This window comes from Streptomyces sp. NPDC059743 (assembly GCF_042732975.1).
Classification (GTDB): domain Bacteria; phylum Actinomycetota; class Actinomycetes; order Streptomycetales; family Streptomycetaceae; genus Streptomyces.
The window spans coordinates 433,160-449,677 of record NZ_JBHWGS010000001.1; the positions used below are offsets into that span (position 1 = coordinate 433,160).

General features: G+C 68.8%; 14 protein-coding genes and 1 pseudogene. 6 read left to right on the forward strand and 9 right to left on the reverse strand.

Annotated features, from left to right (window positions below; genetic code table 11):
- Positions 1-119: 119 nt before the first annotated feature.
- Entirely contained in the window at positions 120-1,163 is a 1,044-nt protein-coding gene (locus tag ACFV6H_RS01940; RefSeq protein WP_385537385.1) for a zinc-dependent alcohol dehydrogenase family protein, read from the forward strand.
- Positions 1,164-1,351: 188 nt separating this feature from the next.
- Positions 1,352-3,070, forward strand: coding sequence for a GAF domain-containing protein (locus ACFV6H_RS01945; RefSeq protein ID WP_385537388.1), 1,719 nt, complete (start codon positions 1,352-1,354; stop codon positions 3,068-3,070).
- A gap of 64 nt (positions 3,071-3,134) precedes the next feature.
- Here ACFV6H_RS01945 and ACFV6H_RS01950 read toward each other — a convergent pair whose 3' ends face one another.
- The 6 genes and pseudogenes from ACFV6H_RS01950 to ACFV6H_RS01975 form a co-directional block, all read right to left on the reverse strand.
- The gene (locus tag ACFV6H_RS01950; RefSeq protein ID WP_385537391.1) at positions 3,135-3,839 is read right to left on the reverse strand and encodes a response regulator; all 705 of its coding nucleotides are present in this window, start codon (positions 3,837-3,839) and stop codon (positions 3,135-3,137) included.
- A 126-nt stretch (positions 3,840-3,965) separates the two neighbouring features.
- Positions 3,966-4,319, reverse strand: a pseudogene (locus ACFV6H_RS01955) (CBS domain-containing protein); the annotation flags it as partial.
- Between the two features lie 183 nt (positions 4,320-4,502).
- Positions 4,503-4,784: a DUF1876 domain-containing protein gene (locus ACFV6H_RS01960; protein ID WP_093602145.1), complete on the reverse strand. Its 282-nt coding sequence runs from the start codon at positions 4,782-4,784 to the stop codon at positions 4,503-4,505.
- 113 nt (positions 4,785-4,897) lie between these two features.
- Positions 4,898-5,611 carry a response regulator gene (locus tag ACFV6H_RS01965; protein WP_385537394.1) on the reverse strand — a complete coding sequence of 238 codons (714 nt, stop codon included), beginning with the start codon at positions 5,609-5,611 and terminating at the stop codon, positions 4,898-4,900.
- A 49-nt stretch (positions 5,612-5,660) separates the two neighbouring features.
- Complete coding sequence (locus tag ACFV6H_RS01970; RefSeq protein ID WP_385537397.1) at positions 5,661-6,872, reverse strand: sensor histidine kinase; 1,212 nt, start codon at positions 6,870-6,872, stop codon at positions 5,661-5,663.
- A gap of 149 nt (positions 6,873-7,021) precedes the next feature.
- Positions 7,022-9,301 carry an MMPL family transporter gene (locus ACFV6H_RS01975; protein WP_385537400.1) on the reverse strand — a complete coding sequence of 760 codons (2,280 nt, stop codon included), beginning with the start codon at positions 9,299-9,301 and terminating at the stop codon, positions 7,022-7,024.
- Between the two features lie 205 nt (positions 9,302-9,506).
- Here ACFV6H_RS01975 and ACFV6H_RS01980 point away from each other — a divergent pair, with 205 nt between their 5' ends.
- A complete protein-coding gene (locus tag ACFV6H_RS01980) occupies positions 9,507-10,148 on the forward strand; it encodes a hypothetical protein (protein WP_385537404.1) in 642 nt (213 codons plus the stop codon).
- 28 nt (positions 10,149-10,176) lie between these two features.
- On the opposite strand, the gene ACFV6H_RS01985 is transcribed toward ACFV6H_RS01980, so the two are convergent.
- The 3 genes from ACFV6H_RS01985 to ACFV6H_RS01995 form a co-directional block, all read right to left on the reverse strand.
- On the reverse strand, positions 10,177-10,602 hold the full coding sequence (locus ACFV6H_RS01985) for a MarR family winged helix-turn-helix transcriptional regulator (protein ID WP_385537407.1): 426 nt from the start codon (positions 10,600-10,602) through the stop codon (positions 10,177-10,179).
- A gap of 205 nt (positions 10,603-10,807) precedes the next feature.
- Entirely contained in the window at positions 10,808-11,443 is a 636-nt protein-coding gene (locus ACFV6H_RS01990) for a malonic semialdehyde reductase (protein WP_384975680.1), read from the reverse strand.
- A gap of 146 nt (positions 11,444-11,589) precedes the next feature.
- Positions 11,590-13,056: an aldehyde dehydrogenase family protein gene (locus ACFV6H_RS01995; RefSeq protein ID WP_385537412.1), complete on the reverse strand. Its 1,467-nt coding sequence runs from the start codon at positions 13,054-13,056 to the stop codon at positions 11,590-11,592.
- A gap of 420 nt (positions 13,057-13,476) precedes the next feature.
- Between ACFV6H_RS01995 and ACFV6H_RS02000 the strand changes: the two genes are divergently transcribed.
- From ACFV6H_RS02000 to ACFV6H_RS02010, 3 genes are all read left to right on the forward strand, one after another.
- Entirely contained in the window at positions 13,477-14,649 is a 1,173-nt protein-coding gene (locus ACFV6H_RS02000; protein ID WP_385537415.1) for an NAD(P)-dependent alcohol dehydrogenase, read from the forward strand.
- A gap of 54 nt (positions 14,650-14,703) precedes the next feature.
- Positions 14,704-15,765 carry an MBL fold metallo-hydrolase gene (locus ACFV6H_RS02005; RefSeq protein WP_385537418.1) on the forward strand — a complete coding sequence of 354 codons (1,062 nt, stop codon included), beginning with the start codon at positions 14,704-14,706 and terminating at the stop codon, positions 15,763-15,765.
- A gap of 141 nt (positions 15,766-15,906) precedes the next feature.
- Complete coding sequence (locus tag ACFV6H_RS02010) at positions 15,907-16,413, forward strand: MarR family winged helix-turn-helix transcriptional regulator (protein ID WP_384975673.1); 507 nt, start codon at positions 15,907-15,909, stop codon at positions 16,411-16,413.
- The last annotated feature ends 105 nt before the right edge of the window (positions 16,414-16,518 follow it).

The following is a 16,518-nucleotide window of genomic DNA, read 5'->3' on the forward strand; positions in this document are numbered from 1 at the left end:
CGCCGGGCCCTCGTACGGGAACCGGTCGGCCCATGCGCCGGCCGGGCACATCGCCGCAGGCTGGGGGTAAGGAGATCACCGCCGACGGGCCATCACCGGCCCGCGAGGAGATGCACGTCATGAAGGCATTCGTCTTTCACGGGCCCGGAAAGTCCTCATGGGACGAGGTCCCCGAACCTTCCGTCAAGGACGGCGCGGATGTGATCGTCCGCGTCGACTCCGTCACCATCTGCGGCACCGATCTGCACATCCTCAAGGGAGATCTCCCGGAAGTCGTCCCGGGAACCGTTCTCGGTCATGAGGCCGTCGGCGAGGTCGTGGAGACGGGCGGCGATGTGCACACCGTACGGCCCGGGGACCGGGTACTGGTGTCGTGCGTCTCGGCGTGCGGGCGCTGCCGTTTCTGCCGTGAGGCCCGGTACGGCCAGTGCCTCGGCGGCGGAGGCTGGATGCTGGGACATCTGATCGACGGGACCCAGGCCGAGTACGTACGCGTGCCCTTCGCCGATCTCTCGGTCCATCCGCTGCCCAGCGCCCTGGACAGCCAGGACGCGGTGCTGCTCGCCGACATCCTTCCCACGGCCTACGAGGTGGGTGTGCTCAACGGCCGTGTCCGGCCGGGCGACACGGTGGTCGTGGTCGGCGCCGGGCCCATCGGTCTCGCCGCCGTGGCCACGGCGCGGCTGTTCTCGCCCGGCCGTGTCATCGCCGTCGACCTGGCTCCGTCCCGTCTTGAGGCGGCACGCCGGATCGGTGCCGACGCGGTGGCGAACGGGGCGGAGGATCCCGAGCACCTGATCCAGGATCTGACGGAAGGGCTCGGCGCCGATGTGGCGATCGAGGCGGTGGGACTGCCGGAGACCTTCGAGCTGTGCACGCGCATGGTGCGGCCGGGCGGGCATGTCGCCAATGTCGGGGTGCACGGCAAGCCCGCCGTACTGCATCTCGAAGACCTCTGGATCAAGGACGTGACCATCACGACAGGGCTGGTGGACACCTTCTCCACGCCGATGCTGATGGATATGACGGCCGCCCGTCGGCTGCCCACCTCGTCGCTGGTCACGCACAGCTTCGAACTCGACCGGATGGAAGAGGCGTACGAGGTGTTCTCCGCGGCCGAGAGCGGAGCGCTCAAGGTCGTCCTGGAGCGGCCGGCGGCTTGAGGGTCTGAGGGTCTGAGGGCTTGGGGGTCTGAGGGCCTGAGGGCCTGAGAGAAGGGCCTGAGAGAAGGGTGGGCCGGGACCGGGGCTGGGGGCGCCGCCCCGGCCTTCGGTGTGCCTCGTGTCCGTCTGCGGCTACGGTGGAAGTGCGGCCGGCCGGAGTACGACACGTCGGCCGCGCCGGAGGAACCGTGGGCGACGACGGGAACAGGCGGGCGGAGGGCACGCCGGGGCGGCCGGATGTCCTGCCGGAGGAGTTGCAGGCCCATCTGGACGCGGTCCAGCACGGCGCTCCGGAGTCGGTACGGAGCCTGCTCGAAGCCGTGCTCTCGGTCGGCCGGGAACTGGATCTGCCTCAGGTGCTGCGGCACATCGTGGAGGCGGCGGTGAAGCTGGTGGACGCGGAGTACGGCGCCCTGGGCGTCATCGGCGAGCAGCCACGGCTCGCGCAGTTCCTGCCCGTCGGTGTCACCGAGGAACAGACCGAGGCCATCGGCCATCTGCCCGAGGGTCATGGAATCCTGGGCGAACTCATCCGCCATCCCGAGCCCTTGCGGCTCTCCGAGCTCTCGGACCATCCCGCGTCGTACGGCTTTCCGCCCGGCCATCCGCCCATGCACTCGTTCCTCGGAGTGCCGATCCGCATCCGTGACGAGGTGTTCGGCAACCTCTATCTCACCGAGAAGCGGAGCGGCAAGGATTTTGACGACGAGGACGAGGCCGTCCTGTCCACGCTCGCCGTGGCGGCCGGAGTGGCCATCGACAACGCGCGGCTCTACGAGCAGGCCAGAGACCGTCAGCGCTGGCTGGAGGCCAACGCGGAGGTCGTCGCCAGTCTGCTGTCGGGAGCGGAGGAGGCAGAGGTGCTCGCGCTGATTGTCGACCACGCGCGCTGCATCGTCTGCGCGGATCTGGGTGCTCTGGCGCTGCCCGACGAGGACAAGGACGTACTGCGGGTCCCGCTCGCCGAAGGCGTCGACGCGGAAGCCCATCAGGGCCTGGTGCTTCCCAGGGAGGGCTCGTTCGTCGGGGCGGCGCTCCGCGCCCGGGAGCCGCTCATCAGCCTTGACGTCGAGACCGATCCGAGGATCACCGCGGGCCCGCCGCGCTGGCGCGGACTGGGGCCCGCCGTCGCGGTGCCGATGATCACCGGCGACGGTGTGCGCGGTGTGCTGCTGCTGGCCCGGATGCGCGGGAGCACTCCGTTCTCTCCGGCCGAGACGGCTCCGCTGCTGGCTTTCGCCGGACAGGCGGCCCTCGCCATGGAACTCGCCGGACGGCGGCGCTCCGCCGAGCAGCTCACACTGCTGGCGGACCGTGACCGGATCGCCCGCGATCTGCACGACCTGGCCATTCAGCGGCTCTTCGCCACCGGGATGACGCTCCAGAGCACCGTACGGTTCGTGGAACATCCGGCCGCACGGGAGAGGCTGCTGCGCGCCGTGGACGACCTGGACGAGACCATCAAGATCATCCGCTCTACGATCTTCGGCCTCCGCGCCCATGACACGGGACGTGCGCGTCAGGGGCTACGGGTCCGGGCCACCGTGATGGTGGAGCAGGCCGTACGCTCCCTCGGCTTCACGCCCTCGGTACGTATGGAGGGACTCATCGACACGGATGTGCCGCCCGCGATCGCCGAACATGTCGTCGCCGTCCTGGGCGAGACGCTGAGCAATGTCGCACGGCACGCGCACGCCAGCGGCGCGGAGGTGTCCCTCGTCGTACGCAAGGGCCGGCTGACGCTGACCGTCACGGACAACGGGACCGGTATCCCGGCGGACGCCCACAGGAGCGGCCTGGACAATCTGGCCGGGAGGGCGGAGGGCCTGGGCGGTGCGCTGACGGTGGAAGCGCCTGACCACGGCGGCACGCGTGTCGTATGGACGGTACCGATCAGCCCGGGCTGATCGGTACCGATCAGCCCGGACTGAACTCAGCCCGGACTGAACCGCGCGCGCCCGTTGCTTCGGCTCACTCCGACCCGCTGCCGCGGCCCGTGGAATACGGACCGGCCTGGGTGGCGAGGACGGCGGCCTGGATCCGCCGTTCGACGCCGAGCTTGGCCAGCAGACGCGAGATATGGTTCTTGACCGTCTTCTCGGACAGATAGAGCCGCTTGCCGATCTGACGGTTCGTCAGGCCTTCTCCGATCAGCGCGAGGATCTCCCGCTCACGGGGAGAGAGCTCGGACAGCGCGTCGGGCTCCCGCTCCTCCGGAGTGTCGTCGCCGCGCAGACTGCTCATCAGCCGGGTCGTCGTCGCCGGGTCGAGCATGGACTGGCCGGACGCCACGGTGCGCACGGCGGCCACCAGATCCGCTCCCTTGATCTCCTTCAGCACATATCCGGCCGCGCCGGCCATGATCGCGTCGAGCAGGGCATCGTCGTCGTCGAACGAGGTGAGCATCAGACAGGCCAGGCCGGGCATCCGCGAGCGCAGTTCGCGGCAGACCGTGATCCCGTCGCCGTCGGGCAGCCGTACATCGAGAATGGCGACGTCCGGCCGCAGGGCCGGGCCACGGGCCAGGGCCTGGTCGATCGAGCCCGCGTCACCGGCGACCTCGATGTCCGGCTCGGCGTCGAGCAGATCCTGCACACCACGCCGTACGACCTCGTGGTCGTCGAGCAGGAACACCCGGATCGGCCTCTCCGGAGAGAAGTGCCGTGGCTCGTTCATGTCGTTCCTCCGCAACTCTGCGCTGTCGTGGTCCCGCCGCTCACCATCCTGGCCCGGACTCCCGGGGCGGACCAGGGCCGAACGGGCCCTGCGTCATCGGTGTCCGCGTCATCGGTGCCGGCGGCGCAGATCGCACCGGCTGACGATTCCCTGAAGCCTGCCGGAGCGGTCGACCACGGGCAGCCGTTTCAGAGACATCAGCGCCAGGGTCCGGGCCACCTGGGCGAGGGTGGCGTCCTCGCGGACCGTGAGGGCGGGAGCGCTCATGAGTTCCTCGGCGGTCGCCGCTCCGGCCTCCTTGGGAAGCAGATCCGTTTCGGAGACCACTCCGACCACCCGGCCGTCGCCCGCCAGCACCGGCAGGGCGCTCACATGCCAGCGCTCCATGGTCCCGACGATCTCCTTGAATCCGGTGTGAGGGCCGACCGCGACCACGGTATGCGTCATCACATCGCTCACGGTGTGCGGAGTGCGGTGCATCGTCCCTCCTCGATCGGATCGATCGGATCGATTCGGACACGGCCATACCGTGCCACCACAAGCCTCGGTCCTCCGGACACCGCGGGCCATGGGCTGACCGGCTCTGGCCCGGGTCCGAACGGCTCAACCGATGAGGTGCCACGCGCCGGGATGCCAGGCGCCGGGATGCCCGTCGGGCGCCCGTCAGAGCCAGCCTGTCCGCCCGGCCCGTCCGGACGGTGCCGCGCCGACGCCCTCCATATCGCGGTTGGCGACCTGGATCAGCAGTCCGCCGAGATCCGCCAGCGCACGGCCGGCCGCGAGCTCGTCGCCGATCTCCGGTACGTCCACGTCGTCCGGGCTGCACCGCGCCTTGCCGTGCCCGGCGAGGGATGTGGTCCCGGTGTCCAGCACCACGCGCGCCGTGGTTCTCCCGTCCTCCTCGAAGAGGTAGAGACGTACGGTCCACTCCGTTGTCTTCGACATGGCCTGCCTCGTTCCTCCGAGGGCCGCCGTCTTCGAACGGCCCCACATCACCACTGTCGGACGTCGCCGGTGCCGACAGGCAGGGGCCAAAGGTCCTCTATGGGCGGCGGAGGCTACGGCGTGGCGGCGCCGTCCGGTGGAGTGGGCTGGACGAGGCCGCTCTGATAGGCGATGACGACCAGTTGCGCGCGGTCGCGGGCGTTGAGTTTTGTCATCGCGCGCTGGATATGGCTGCGTATGGTCAGTGGGCTGACGACCAGCATCTCGGCGATCTCGGCGTTGGACCTCCCGTGAGCGGCCAGTGCCATCACCTCTCGCTCGCGGCCGGTGAGAGCGCTGACGCGTTCGGGCGGCGCGAGCCGGCCGTCGGGTTCGGGAGTGGTGAGGAAGCGCGTGATGAGCGTACGGGTGGCCGTGGGCGAGAGAAGGGACTCGCCAGCGGCCACGGTCTGGATGCCGGTGAGGAGTCCTTCGGCGCTGACGTCCTTGCCGAGGAAGCCGCTCGCGCCGGCGCGCAGGGCCCGGGCGACGTACTCGTCGTTCTCGAAGGTGGTGAGGATGAGGACGCGGGTGCCGGACAGCTCGAGATCGGCGCAGATGGCGGCGGTCGCGGCCAGGCCGTCCGTACCGGGCATACGGATGTCCATGAGAACGACGTCGGGGTGATGGGCGCGCGTCAGGTCGACCGCTTCCTTGCCGTCGGCGGCCTCGGCGACGACGGTCATGTCCGGCGTGGAGTCGATGAGGATACGGAAGGTGGCCCTGAGGAGGGCCTGGTCGTCGGCGAGCAGGACGCGGGTGGCGCGGGTGGGCAGGTGGCTCGTCATAGGGCTCGTCTCATGGGGCTCATAGAGCTCGGAGGGCTCGGAGGGCTCGTTATGTGGCGCGGCTTTCTTCCGGCTGCCGGTGGTGCAGCGGCAGCATGCAGGTGACTTCGAAGCCGCCTTCCGGGCGAGGGCCGGCCTGGAGGACACCGCCGGCGGAGTGGGCGCGTTCCCGCATGCCGATGAGGCCGAAGCCGCGCCCGGACGCCGGGACGGTGACAGCGGTGGTGCCCTCGTCCGTGATCGTGATCGTCAGCCGGCCGGCGAAGTGGACGAGCCGTACGTGGGCCGTCGAGGTGGCGGCGTGCTTGGCGACGTTGGTGAGGGCCTCCTGCACGATCCGGAACGCCGTCAGATCCACTCCCGGCGGGAGCTGTCGCGGTTGGCCTTCCACGCTGACGGCGACATCGAGGCCCGCGGTGGCGAACGCGGCCGTCAGATCGTGGAGGCCCGCGAGTCCGGGCGCCGGAGCCAGCGGCGCGTCGGAGTCGTCGGAGTCACTGTCCTGGCGCAGAAGCCCGACGGTGGCTTTGAGTTCGCGCAGTGCCGAGGCGGTGGTCGCGGCCAGATTGTCCAGTATCTCGCTCGCCCGGTCGGGATGGGTCCGTGAGAGATGCGCCGCGGTGCTCGCCTGCGCATTGGCCAGAGCCAGATGGTGCGCGACGACATCGTGCAGTTCGCGGGCGATGCGCATACGCTCCTGGGCCACCCGGTGGCGGGCTTCTTCCTCGCGGGTGCGCTCGGCGTGCTCGGCACGGGCATGGACCGCCGCCAGATAGGCGCGGCGCAGCCGGACACTGCTGCCCAAGGTGGCCGACAGGAACACCCAGGCGGTGGGATTGACCGTCGTGAGCAGCAGATTGTGATTGATCGGGTCCGCGAAGAGCGCCGTGGCCACCAGCAGCGAGGCGCTGCCGAAAGCCCAGACATGTGTCGTCCTGCGGTCGGCGCGGACGCCCAGCGAGTAGAGCGCCGTCATGAGAGGGCCCAGCAACAACGGGGTGAGGAGACGGCCCTGCGCGCCTTCGACCATGGCGCACAGCGTGGCCAGTGCCACGACGGAGCGTGGGCGGCCGCGGTGCAGGAGCAGGGCGGCACAGGAGACCGCCGACAGCAGGATGGCGGGCCACGCCGCGAGGGAGGCCGGGGACACCATGCTGCTGACCACGCTGCCGGCCGTGGAGAAGGCGAACAGCATGAGGACCGCCGTGGTGTCCACGACGCGGGGATGGCGCTCCGCGCGGCGCTGCCAGTGGGTGGTCATCGGTTCTCTCCGGTCGGCGTGGTGCTGCGTGTAGCGACCAATGGTGCTTCATGCGTGGCGATGTGGTGCCCGTGAGGTGGTGCCCGAACGTGCGCAGGGCCGCCCGCTGTCCTCACGGGCGGTCCTGCGGACCGAGGGCCGCAAGCCGGTCAGGCGCGGGCAGGTTCCCTGTCGTCGGCCTCCTTGGCGTCGGCTCCGCCGTGGAGCGTGCCGGCGCCGAGCCGTGACTGGAGCGCTTCGCCCTCCACGTCGACACGCGGCAGCGCCTTGTCCAGTCGGCGCGGCAGCCACCAGGCCCGCTCACCGAGCAGCGCGAGTACGGCGGGTACGAGCGCCATGCGTACGACGAACGCGTCGAACAGGACGGCGACGGCGAGGCCGAACCCAATGGTTTTGATCATGGATTCGCTGGAACCGATGAACCCGGAGAAGACAGCGATCATGATCAGTGCGGCTGCCGCTACGACTCGGGCGCTGTGGCGGAATCCGGTGACGACCGCCTGGGCGGGCCGGTCGCCGTGCACGTACGCCTCCCGCATACGGGCCACGAGGAAGACCTCGTAGTCCATGGCCAGGCCGAAGACGATACCCACCAGGAAGATCGGCATCAGGCTCATGATCGGGCCGGTCTGCTCCACACCGAGCAGCTCGGCGCCCCAGCCCCACTGGAAGACCGCCACGACCGAGCCGAGGGCCGCCAGCACCGACAGCAGAAAGCCGAGGGCCGCCTTGACCGGTACGAGGACGGAACGGAAGACCAGCAGCAGAAGCACGAACGCCAGGCCCACCACAACGGCCAGATACGGCACCAGCGCGTCCTGCAACGCCTGGGCGACGTCGATGTTCATCGCCGTACTGCCCGTCACCTCGAAGGTCGCGCCTGTGGCCGACTCGGCCGCCGGACGTTCGGCGCGGATGGTGTGAACGAGGTCCTTCGTGGTCTGTTCGCTCGGACCGGTGGCCGGCACGGCGGAGAAGACCGCCGTGTCACCGGCCGGATTGAACCGGGCGGCGGAGACGGAGACGACTCCGTCCGTGGCACCGATCTCCTTGGTGACGGTGTCGACGGCGGCCTTCGGATCGTCGGCGCCCTTGGCGTCCACCACGATCGTCAGCGGACCGTTGAATCCGGCACCGAAGCCGTCGGCGAGTGCGTCATAGGCACGGCGTTCGGTGGTCGAGGTGGGCTTGGCCTCGTCGCCCGGCATGCCCATCTGCAGATCCGTCGCCGGGAGGGCGAGCACGCCCAGGCCCGCGACACCGGCCAGCAGCACCGGGACCGGGCGGCGCAGTACGAAGCGGGCCCAGCGCGTGCCGCCGTTCTGCTTGCCGGTCTCCGCCTGCTCGCCGGTTTCCGCGTGCTTTCCGCTTCCGCTTCCGCTTCCGCTTCCGCTTCCGCTTCCGCTTTTGCGCGTGGCGCGGGAGAGGACGGCGTTCGGCCAGAGCCCGAGGAACGCCGGGACCAGGGTCAGGGCGATGAGTACGGCGACGACCACCGCGCCCGCGGCGGCGAGGCCCATCTTGGTGAGCATCGGGACACCGACCACCGAGAGGCCCGCCAGCGCGATGACGACGGTCAGACCGGCGAAGACGACCGCCGATCCGGCGGTACCGGCCGCGAGACCTGCCGCCTCCTGCGGCGTGTGTCCCTTGGCCCGCTCCTCGCGGTAGCGGGAGACGACGAACAGCGCGTAGTCGATGCCGACCGCGAGCCCGAGCATGGACGCCAGCGTGCCGGTCGTCATGGACAGGCCGAAGGTACTGCCCAGAGCCAGGACCGAGGCGATGCTGATGCCGACGCCGATGAGCGCGGTGAGCAGCGGAAGCCCGGCGGCGGCGAGGGATCCGAACGTGACCAGCAGGACCACCGCTGCGATGGCGACGCCCATGCCCTCGGCCGCGCCGCCCGCGGCGGGCTGCGTGGCCAGCGCCGTACCGCCCACCTCGACCGTCAGACCGCCGTCCCGGGCCCGGTCGATCGCGTTCTCCAGCGTCTTCTTGCTGGTGTCGGTGAGCTCGTCGGCCTTCACCTTGTACGTGACGGTCGCGTAGGCGGTCGTGGCGTCCTTGCTCACCGCCTTGGCCTGGAAGGGGCTCACGGCGCTGTCGACCTGCGTCCCGCCGGCCGTCTCGTCCACGAGCTTCTCGATGGCCGCGCGGTGGTCGGCTCCGGTGACCTTCTGCCCGCCCGGCGCGACAAAGACAATCCGGGCACTGGCTCCGTCGGCACTCGATCCCGGGAAGCGCTGATCCATGAGATCGAAGGCCTTCTGGGCCTCGATACCCGGTATGAAGGAACCGTCGTCGGTGGCAGCGGGCGCCTTGACGGCGCCGGCACCGACGGCGACGAGGACCGCCGCCCACAGCAGCACGACGGACCAGCGCCGCCGGAAGGCCGTACGGCCCAGTCGATAAAGGAAAGTAGCCACGGGTCAGGGATCTCCACATCTGATCTCGGATACGACCCCAGCCTGACCGCTCCGGCCTCTCCTGCCGTCGTGCGCCTGCCGACACTTCCGCCTACTGAAAACGCACGACGCGCCCGACGTAAGTCCTCCCCAGGTATGACGCCCGCCTCGATGTGTGGCCGGGGCCACACGCTCGCTGGGTGGGCCGGCCACGTAACCTGTGGAAATGACCAATGAGCCGGACAGAGAACCCGGGTCCAACATCGGCCTGTCGGACGCCGAGTTGAGAGTCGCGTTCCAGCGTGCCGTGGCGGTAGGGAAATCGGTGCGAGTGGTCGGCAGCACGCGCGTCGATGCGCGTGTGGCCAGCCTTGATCTTCATTTGAACAAGGACGGCTCCGCTGCCAGCACGTTCGCGATCAACGGAGGCGAGTGCCGCGTACGGGCGGTCGCGGGTTCGTACTACTTCCACATGTCCGCCGCGTTTGTCGCCGAGTTGAATGCGGCAGGCGTGCGCCAGGACCTGTCGGCACTCGTGGGCAAGTGGTGGCCCGCGACCAGCGTGCTGGGAAACTTCCTCATCGGGCATTTGGGGTATCTGGCCTCCTACGACATGTTCTTGCGCAGAGTCGTGGCGGACGAAACGGGGGGCGACGTGACCGCGGCGGGAACCGCGTTCCTCAATGGCGAGCGTGTCGCCGTGTACGTGGGCGAGGATGGTTCGACGTATCACTTCGCGGCAACCGGCCCCGCGTATCTGCTCAAAGGCACCGCGGGCCCGGAAAACGACGGAGAGTCCACGGAATTCACCTGGAATCAACCGCTCAGGGTGGAAGTACCGCAGACAACGGAGAACTTCCGCTTCTGACCGGCCGCGGCTCGCGGCTCATCGCTCTTCATGCACCGGGTCCACACTGCTGCCCGGATGCGTCTGCCCCGTCGCTCGACACCGAACAAGGCGGCCGGCGCAGAAGGATCTCACTGATCTGCCGCAGCTGGCCGACCTGCTCCGCGGAGAGGAGATTCAGGAACCGCTCCTGTGTGTACTGGGCGTGCCGCAGGGTTGCCTTCCCGAGGGCGGCGTGCCCGGCGTCACTGAGTTCAGCCAGGTGAGAGCGTCCATCTTGCGGGCTCTCCAGACGGCGTACCCAGGACAGCTCCTCCAGTCTGTCCACGAGGTGCGACAGCCGGCTCGGTGATACCGCGGATCGCCGGGCCAGGTCGCCCATACTCATCCGGTGCCCGGGTGCTTCTTCGAGCCATCCCAGGATCTCGAAATGGATCTGCCGCATACCTGTTTCGCGGTGCAGTTCCTGGCCCAACTCCTCCGAGAGCAGTCGTGCGGCACTGAGGAAGGCTCGAAGGGCCCGCTGCTCATATGAAGCGAGTCCCAGTGGTGAGGTGGTGGGTGTGGCCATGGCGACTCCTGGCATGGGTTCGTTACTGCGGCGAGAGCACAGGCTCACCGCCTGGTGCGGGCAGGGACCGGTATGCCGGTGTGTCCGCCCTGCCCGCACCAGGCCGCGGTCAGATCAGCTGGACGGCTTCCTCGTAGTCCAGGCGCGGAAGCCTCTCGAACCACGGGTTGTCACCGGGCTTGCCGATGTTGACGACAAGGAAGGACTTGAGCCGCCCATCGGGGAAGAACTCCCGGTCCACTCCTGCGGTGTCGAATCCGCCGAGAGGCCCCGCGGTCAGTCCGGCGGCCCGGATGGACAGCAGGAAGTAAGCGGCCTGGAGCGCCGAGTTGAAGCGGGCCTGCTCCTGGTGATGGGCCGGGTCGGCTTCGAGTATCTCCTTCATCTCCGGCCGGAACGGCAGCAGCCGGGGCACATGCTCGGTGTACTCGGTGTCGTAGGCCAGCACGGCGATCACCGGCGCGGATGCGCTCTTGGACCGGTTGGCTTCGGCCAGATGCGGGATGAGGCGCTCCCGCGCGGCGTCGGTGCGCAGGTAGACCACACGCATGGGATTGACGTTCGCCGAGGTAGGAGGCCATTTGGCAAGCTCCCAGATGGCCCGCAGCTGCTCATCCGAAACCGGCTCGTCAGCGAAGCTGTTCGCCGTGCGGGCAGCGGTGAACAGCAGCTCCCGGGCGGCGGGCTCAAGGGCGAGATGCTCCTCGAAGAGGTCGGGCGGGGTGGTCGAGTCGATCGAGGTCATGAGGGTATTCCTTGTTTCCGGTCGGTTCCTCGTTGCGCGGCCCGGAGTGGTGGGTCCGGTCCGCGGGCGGAGGAGCGGGCTCCGCCGGGCGTGAGCCCGACGGGCCGGTGATCCGGCCGGCCGGGCGGCCCGCCGGAAGATTTTGGTCAGGTGCGGCGCGGGGCAGGGTGGACGACGTGCTTGATCTCCTGGAACTCCTCCAGGGCACGTACGCCGTTGAGGCGGCCGACCCCGCTCTGCTTGAAGCCGCCCTCCTCCATCTGGTCGACGATGACGGCCCAGGTGTTGGCCCAGACGGTGCCGGCCTCCAGCTCCCGGCCGACACGCAACGGCCGGTCGACGTCACGGGTCCAGACACTGGCCGCCAGACCGAACTCGGTGGCGTTGGCGCGGGCGACGGCGTCGGCTTCGTCGTCGAAGATCTCGAAGGTGGCGACCGGGCCGAAGACCTCCTGCTGGACGATCGGCCGCGACACATCGTCGACCTCCACCAGGCCGGGGCGGACGAAGGCCCCGGCGGCCAGTGGCCCGTCGCTGACGAGGCCGCCCCGGACCAGGACCTTCGCGTAGGCAGCGGCGTCGGCAACGAACTGATCCACCCGCTCGGCGTTGGCCCGGTCGATGAGGGGACCCATGTCGCTGGCGGGGTCGTCACCCGGACCGACCCGTACCGCCTCCAGGGCGGCGGACAGGCGCGTCCGCAGTTCGTCGGCGACACCGCGCTGCGCCAGTACCCGGCTGCCGGTCATGCAGAACTGACCGGTGAAGGTGGTGATGGCCTTGGCCAGGACAGGAACGGCGACGTCCAGGTCGGCATCGTCGAAGACGATCATCGGGGTCTTGCCGCCGAGCTCCAGTGACATGCCCTTCAAGTGCTGGGCGGCGTCGGCCATGATGCCGCGCCCGACCTTGGTGCTGCCGGTGTAACTGATGACGTCCACACCGGGATCCGCGACGATCAGCCGGGCACCCGTGCTGCCTGACTCGGTGAAGGCGTTGAACACGCCCTTGGGCAGCGAGGTGGTCGCGTCGACGATCTCGTACAGCAGGTTGTTCGTCAGCGCGGTCTGGCCCGGCAGCTTCAGCACGACCGTGCAACCGGCTGCCAACGCCGGTGCGAACGACCGCACGGAGAGGATCACGGGGGAGTTCCACGGTGCGATCACGCCGGCGACACCGGCGGCCTGGCGCAGCGTCATGGAGTAGAGGCCGGGCTTGACCTCCGCCGCACGTCCGGCTTCGGTCAGGGCGAGCGCCCCGTAGTAGCGGATCTTGGAGATGGTGAGGTCCACCTCAAGAGCCGCCTCGGGGAGGATCTTGCCGTTCTCCTTCGACAGGAGGCCGACGAGTTCGTCGCGCCGGTCCGCCATACGGTCGGCCATCTCGAACAGCGCCTGCGCGCGCAGATCACGGTTACGGGACCAGTCCGCCGTCTCGAAGGCGCGCCTGGCGGCGTCGATGGCGGCTCGCGCCTCGTCGGCGCCGCCGTCGGCGAAGGTACCCAGCTCCTCTCCGGTGGCGGGGTCGAGCGAGGAGGAGGCCGTTGCGGAATCGGTCCACTTTCCGTCGATGTAGTTACGGACATGAACCGTGCCGGAGGTGGCGGGGGACATGGGATGCATCTCCTCGTGAGGTGGTGAACGGCGTGGGCCGCCACGCCCATCAGAAGGCGGTAAAGCGGCGGCAGAGAACTTGCCGGCTGGGAGTAAAGCGGCTGCTCAGAGCCATGATGTGTCGATGTGTAGTTCGTTCTGCAACGAATGATACATGCCCTGTGGTCGATGGCGAGGGGTGCGTGTTCCTGGAGCGGGGGGTCATCGGGCGGATCGCTTGACCCTGTGTGAAACGCGTGCCTATATTCGTTGTGCAACGAACTATATGGCCCTCGGGGCAACCGCAGAACAGCGACCGTCCCGCTCGCCCGAACGTTCGTCACCGCTTTCAGGCGCCCTCAGCGGCAGCCGATGGATCGACTCGTGCGACGACGCGGCAAGTGGCCGGCGCAGCGCGTGTACCCGGTTTGGAGAATCACCATGGCGGACCAGGAGAGCTCACTCCCACCGCATCCCTCGGGCAGTCCCCGCGGCACCACGGCGGTCACCGCCGCGGTCGTTCGTGAAAAGGGGCAGCCCTTCCAGTTCGAAGAGCTCACCCTCGATACCCGGCTCCGGCCGGACGAGGTACTCGTGAAGGTTGTGGCGGCCGGCGTCTGCCAGACGGACGTGCACGTACGCAACCAGGACCTTCCCGTACCGCTCCCCGCCGTGCTCGGCCATGAGGGCTCCGGGATCGTCGAGGCGGTCGGCAGCGCTGTGACCGCCGTCGCCCCCGGCGATCACGTGGTCATGTCGTACCAGGCGTGTGGCCACTGCCGCCCCTGTCTGAGCGGCCACTACTCCTACTGCGAGCACGCCTTCCCCATCAACTTCGGCGGCTCCCGGCTGGACGGTACGAACGCGCTGCGCGGTGGTGCCGACGGCGGCGGCGAAGAGATCCACGGACACTTCTTCGGCCAGTCCTCCTTCGCCACGCGCGCCCTGGCCACCGAGCGCAACGTGGTCAAGGTCGACCGAGACATCCCACTGGAACTGCTCGGCCCGCTCGGTTGCGGGTTGCAGACCGGAGCCGGAGCGGTCCTGAACTCACTGGAGATCCCCGCGGGCTCGTCCGTGGTCGTCATCGGTACCGGAACCGTCGGGCTCGCCGCCGTCATGGCAGCCGGCGTCGCCGGCGCCGGCCCGATCATCGCCGTCGACGTGGTGCCCGAACGGCTCGCGCTCGCCGCCGAGTTCGGTGCCACCCACACCATCAACGGCAAGGAGGAGGACACTGCCGCCCGGATCGGCGAGATCACCGGCAACGGTGCGGACTACGTACTGGAGATCACCGGACGACCGCAGATGCTCACCCTCGCCGTCGATGCCCTCGCCCCGCTGGGCACCGCCGCCCTCATCGGCGGGGCGCCGGCCGGAGCGCAGGCCCCGGTGAACATGAACGCCCTGCTGGGTGGCCGCAGCGTCCGTGGAATCGCGCAGGGTGACTCCATTCCGCAACTGTTCATCCCTCAGCTCATCGACCTCTACAAGGCCGGACGGTTCCCGTTCGACCGACTCGTGAGCTTCTACGACTTCGGTGACATCAACCAGGCCGTCACCGACACGCAGACGGGCGCCGCGATCAAGCCGGTCCTGCGCATCGGGCAGTAGCGGCACCACCCGAGCCGCATTGCCCAACCGTCACCACCAAATGAAGGAAAGACCGTGAACGACCGCGAGAAGTTCGGCACCCCCACCGACCGCCACCACCTCGGCGCCGCCGGAATGCCGCTCAACACCCTCTCCGACTACCGCCCCATACCGGCCGACGCCTACGGAACCCTCTTCCTGCCGGATCGTCTGGCCAAGGGCTACCACGTCGAAGAGATCAACGACGGGGCCTACTACGTCACCTCCGGTGCCTACGACGCGATGTTCGTGCGCACCGGGAACGGCGTGGTCGTCGTCGACGCTCCGCCGCTGCTGGGCGGGAACATGCTCCGAGCCATCAAGGAGGTCACCGACGAGCCGGTCACGCACCTGATCTACAGCCACTACCACTCCGACCACATCGGGGCGGCCGGTGTCTTCGGCGACGGCCTGACCGTCGTCTCCCACGAGTACACCCGGGAGATGATCCAGCGCTGGCCCGACCTGGGCGGCGCAAGGGGCCTGCCCGTGCCGACGCACACCTTCTCCACCAGCGAGACCCTCAACGTCAACGGCGTGAAGTTCCAGCTCGACTACAAGGGCGTCAACCACACTCCCGGCAACATCTTCATCTACGCCCCGCAGCAGAAGGTGCTCGCGGCGATCGACATCATCAGCCCGGGATGGAGCGCCTTCAAGCACTGCGACGCCTCCGAGAACATCCGCGGCTGGGCGGAGGCGCACGACTGGATCCTCGACTACGACTTCAAGGCCGTCGTCTCCGGCCACGTCAACCGCTGGGGCACCCGCGAGGACGCCATCGCCTCCCGCGCCTACACCAACGACATCATCGACTTCGCCAAGGAGGCCCTCGACCAGGCGGAGGACCTGGAGTTCATCGAGCGCATGGGCTTCAGCAACGCGTGGGTGCTCTGGGAGAACTACTTCAACGAGATGACGAACTACGTCACCAAGAAGACCTTGGAGAAGGTCACCGACAATGGCCGGACCTGGGCCCAGCGCCTTGCCGGCGCCGACGTCATGACCAAGTACCACGCGTACTCGATCCTTGAGGCCCTGCGCCTTGAGTACGGTCTGGTCACCGGCTTCGAGAAGCGGATCATTCCTCAGCCGTAGCCGTAGACCATCTGGCCACCGACCGACAGCTCCCGTTCCCCGGATGCCGACTTCTGCCCGGGGAACGGGAGCTGTCGGCATCGGGCTTGGACTGCGAGGCGAGATGTTACGATTCGTTGCTCAACGAACGTTGGAGAGAGCATGACAGCCAACCGTACCGAGGGCCCGCACAGTCGGGCGGCCTGCTCCCCCTCCCGTGCGCTGAACCGGACGGAACGGGATGTCTGGCTGGGCTTCCTCTACACGCACCTTCAGCTCCTGCGCAAGCTGGACAAGACGCTCATGGACAGCCAGGGCATCCCGACGTCCTCGTACGAAGTCCTCCTGACGCTCTCGGAAGCCCCCGAGGGCAGGCTGCGGATGAAGGACGTCGCGGCATCGCTGGTGATCAGCCGTAGCGGGCTGACGCGCATAGTCGACGATCTCGAACGCAAGGGTTATGTCGAGCGCCAGAAGTGCCCGACAGATGCGCGGGGCCTGGACGCGGTACTGACCGACAACGGCTGGAAGGCCTTCCGCCGGGCCCGCAAGGTGCACCTGACCCACCTCCGAGGTGAGTTCCTCGACAAGCTCAGCGAGGAGCAGCTCCGCGCCCTGGACGAGATCTGGCGGACCATCGGCCTGGATCAGCCCCTGGACGAGGACTGAGACAAGGGCGGGAACCCAAGCGGGAACCCAAGGGCGGATCGGTCCCGGGCGCACATATGCGCCCGGGACCGTGTTGTCGTCCCCTTCGCGCGGAGGCCCGCCCCC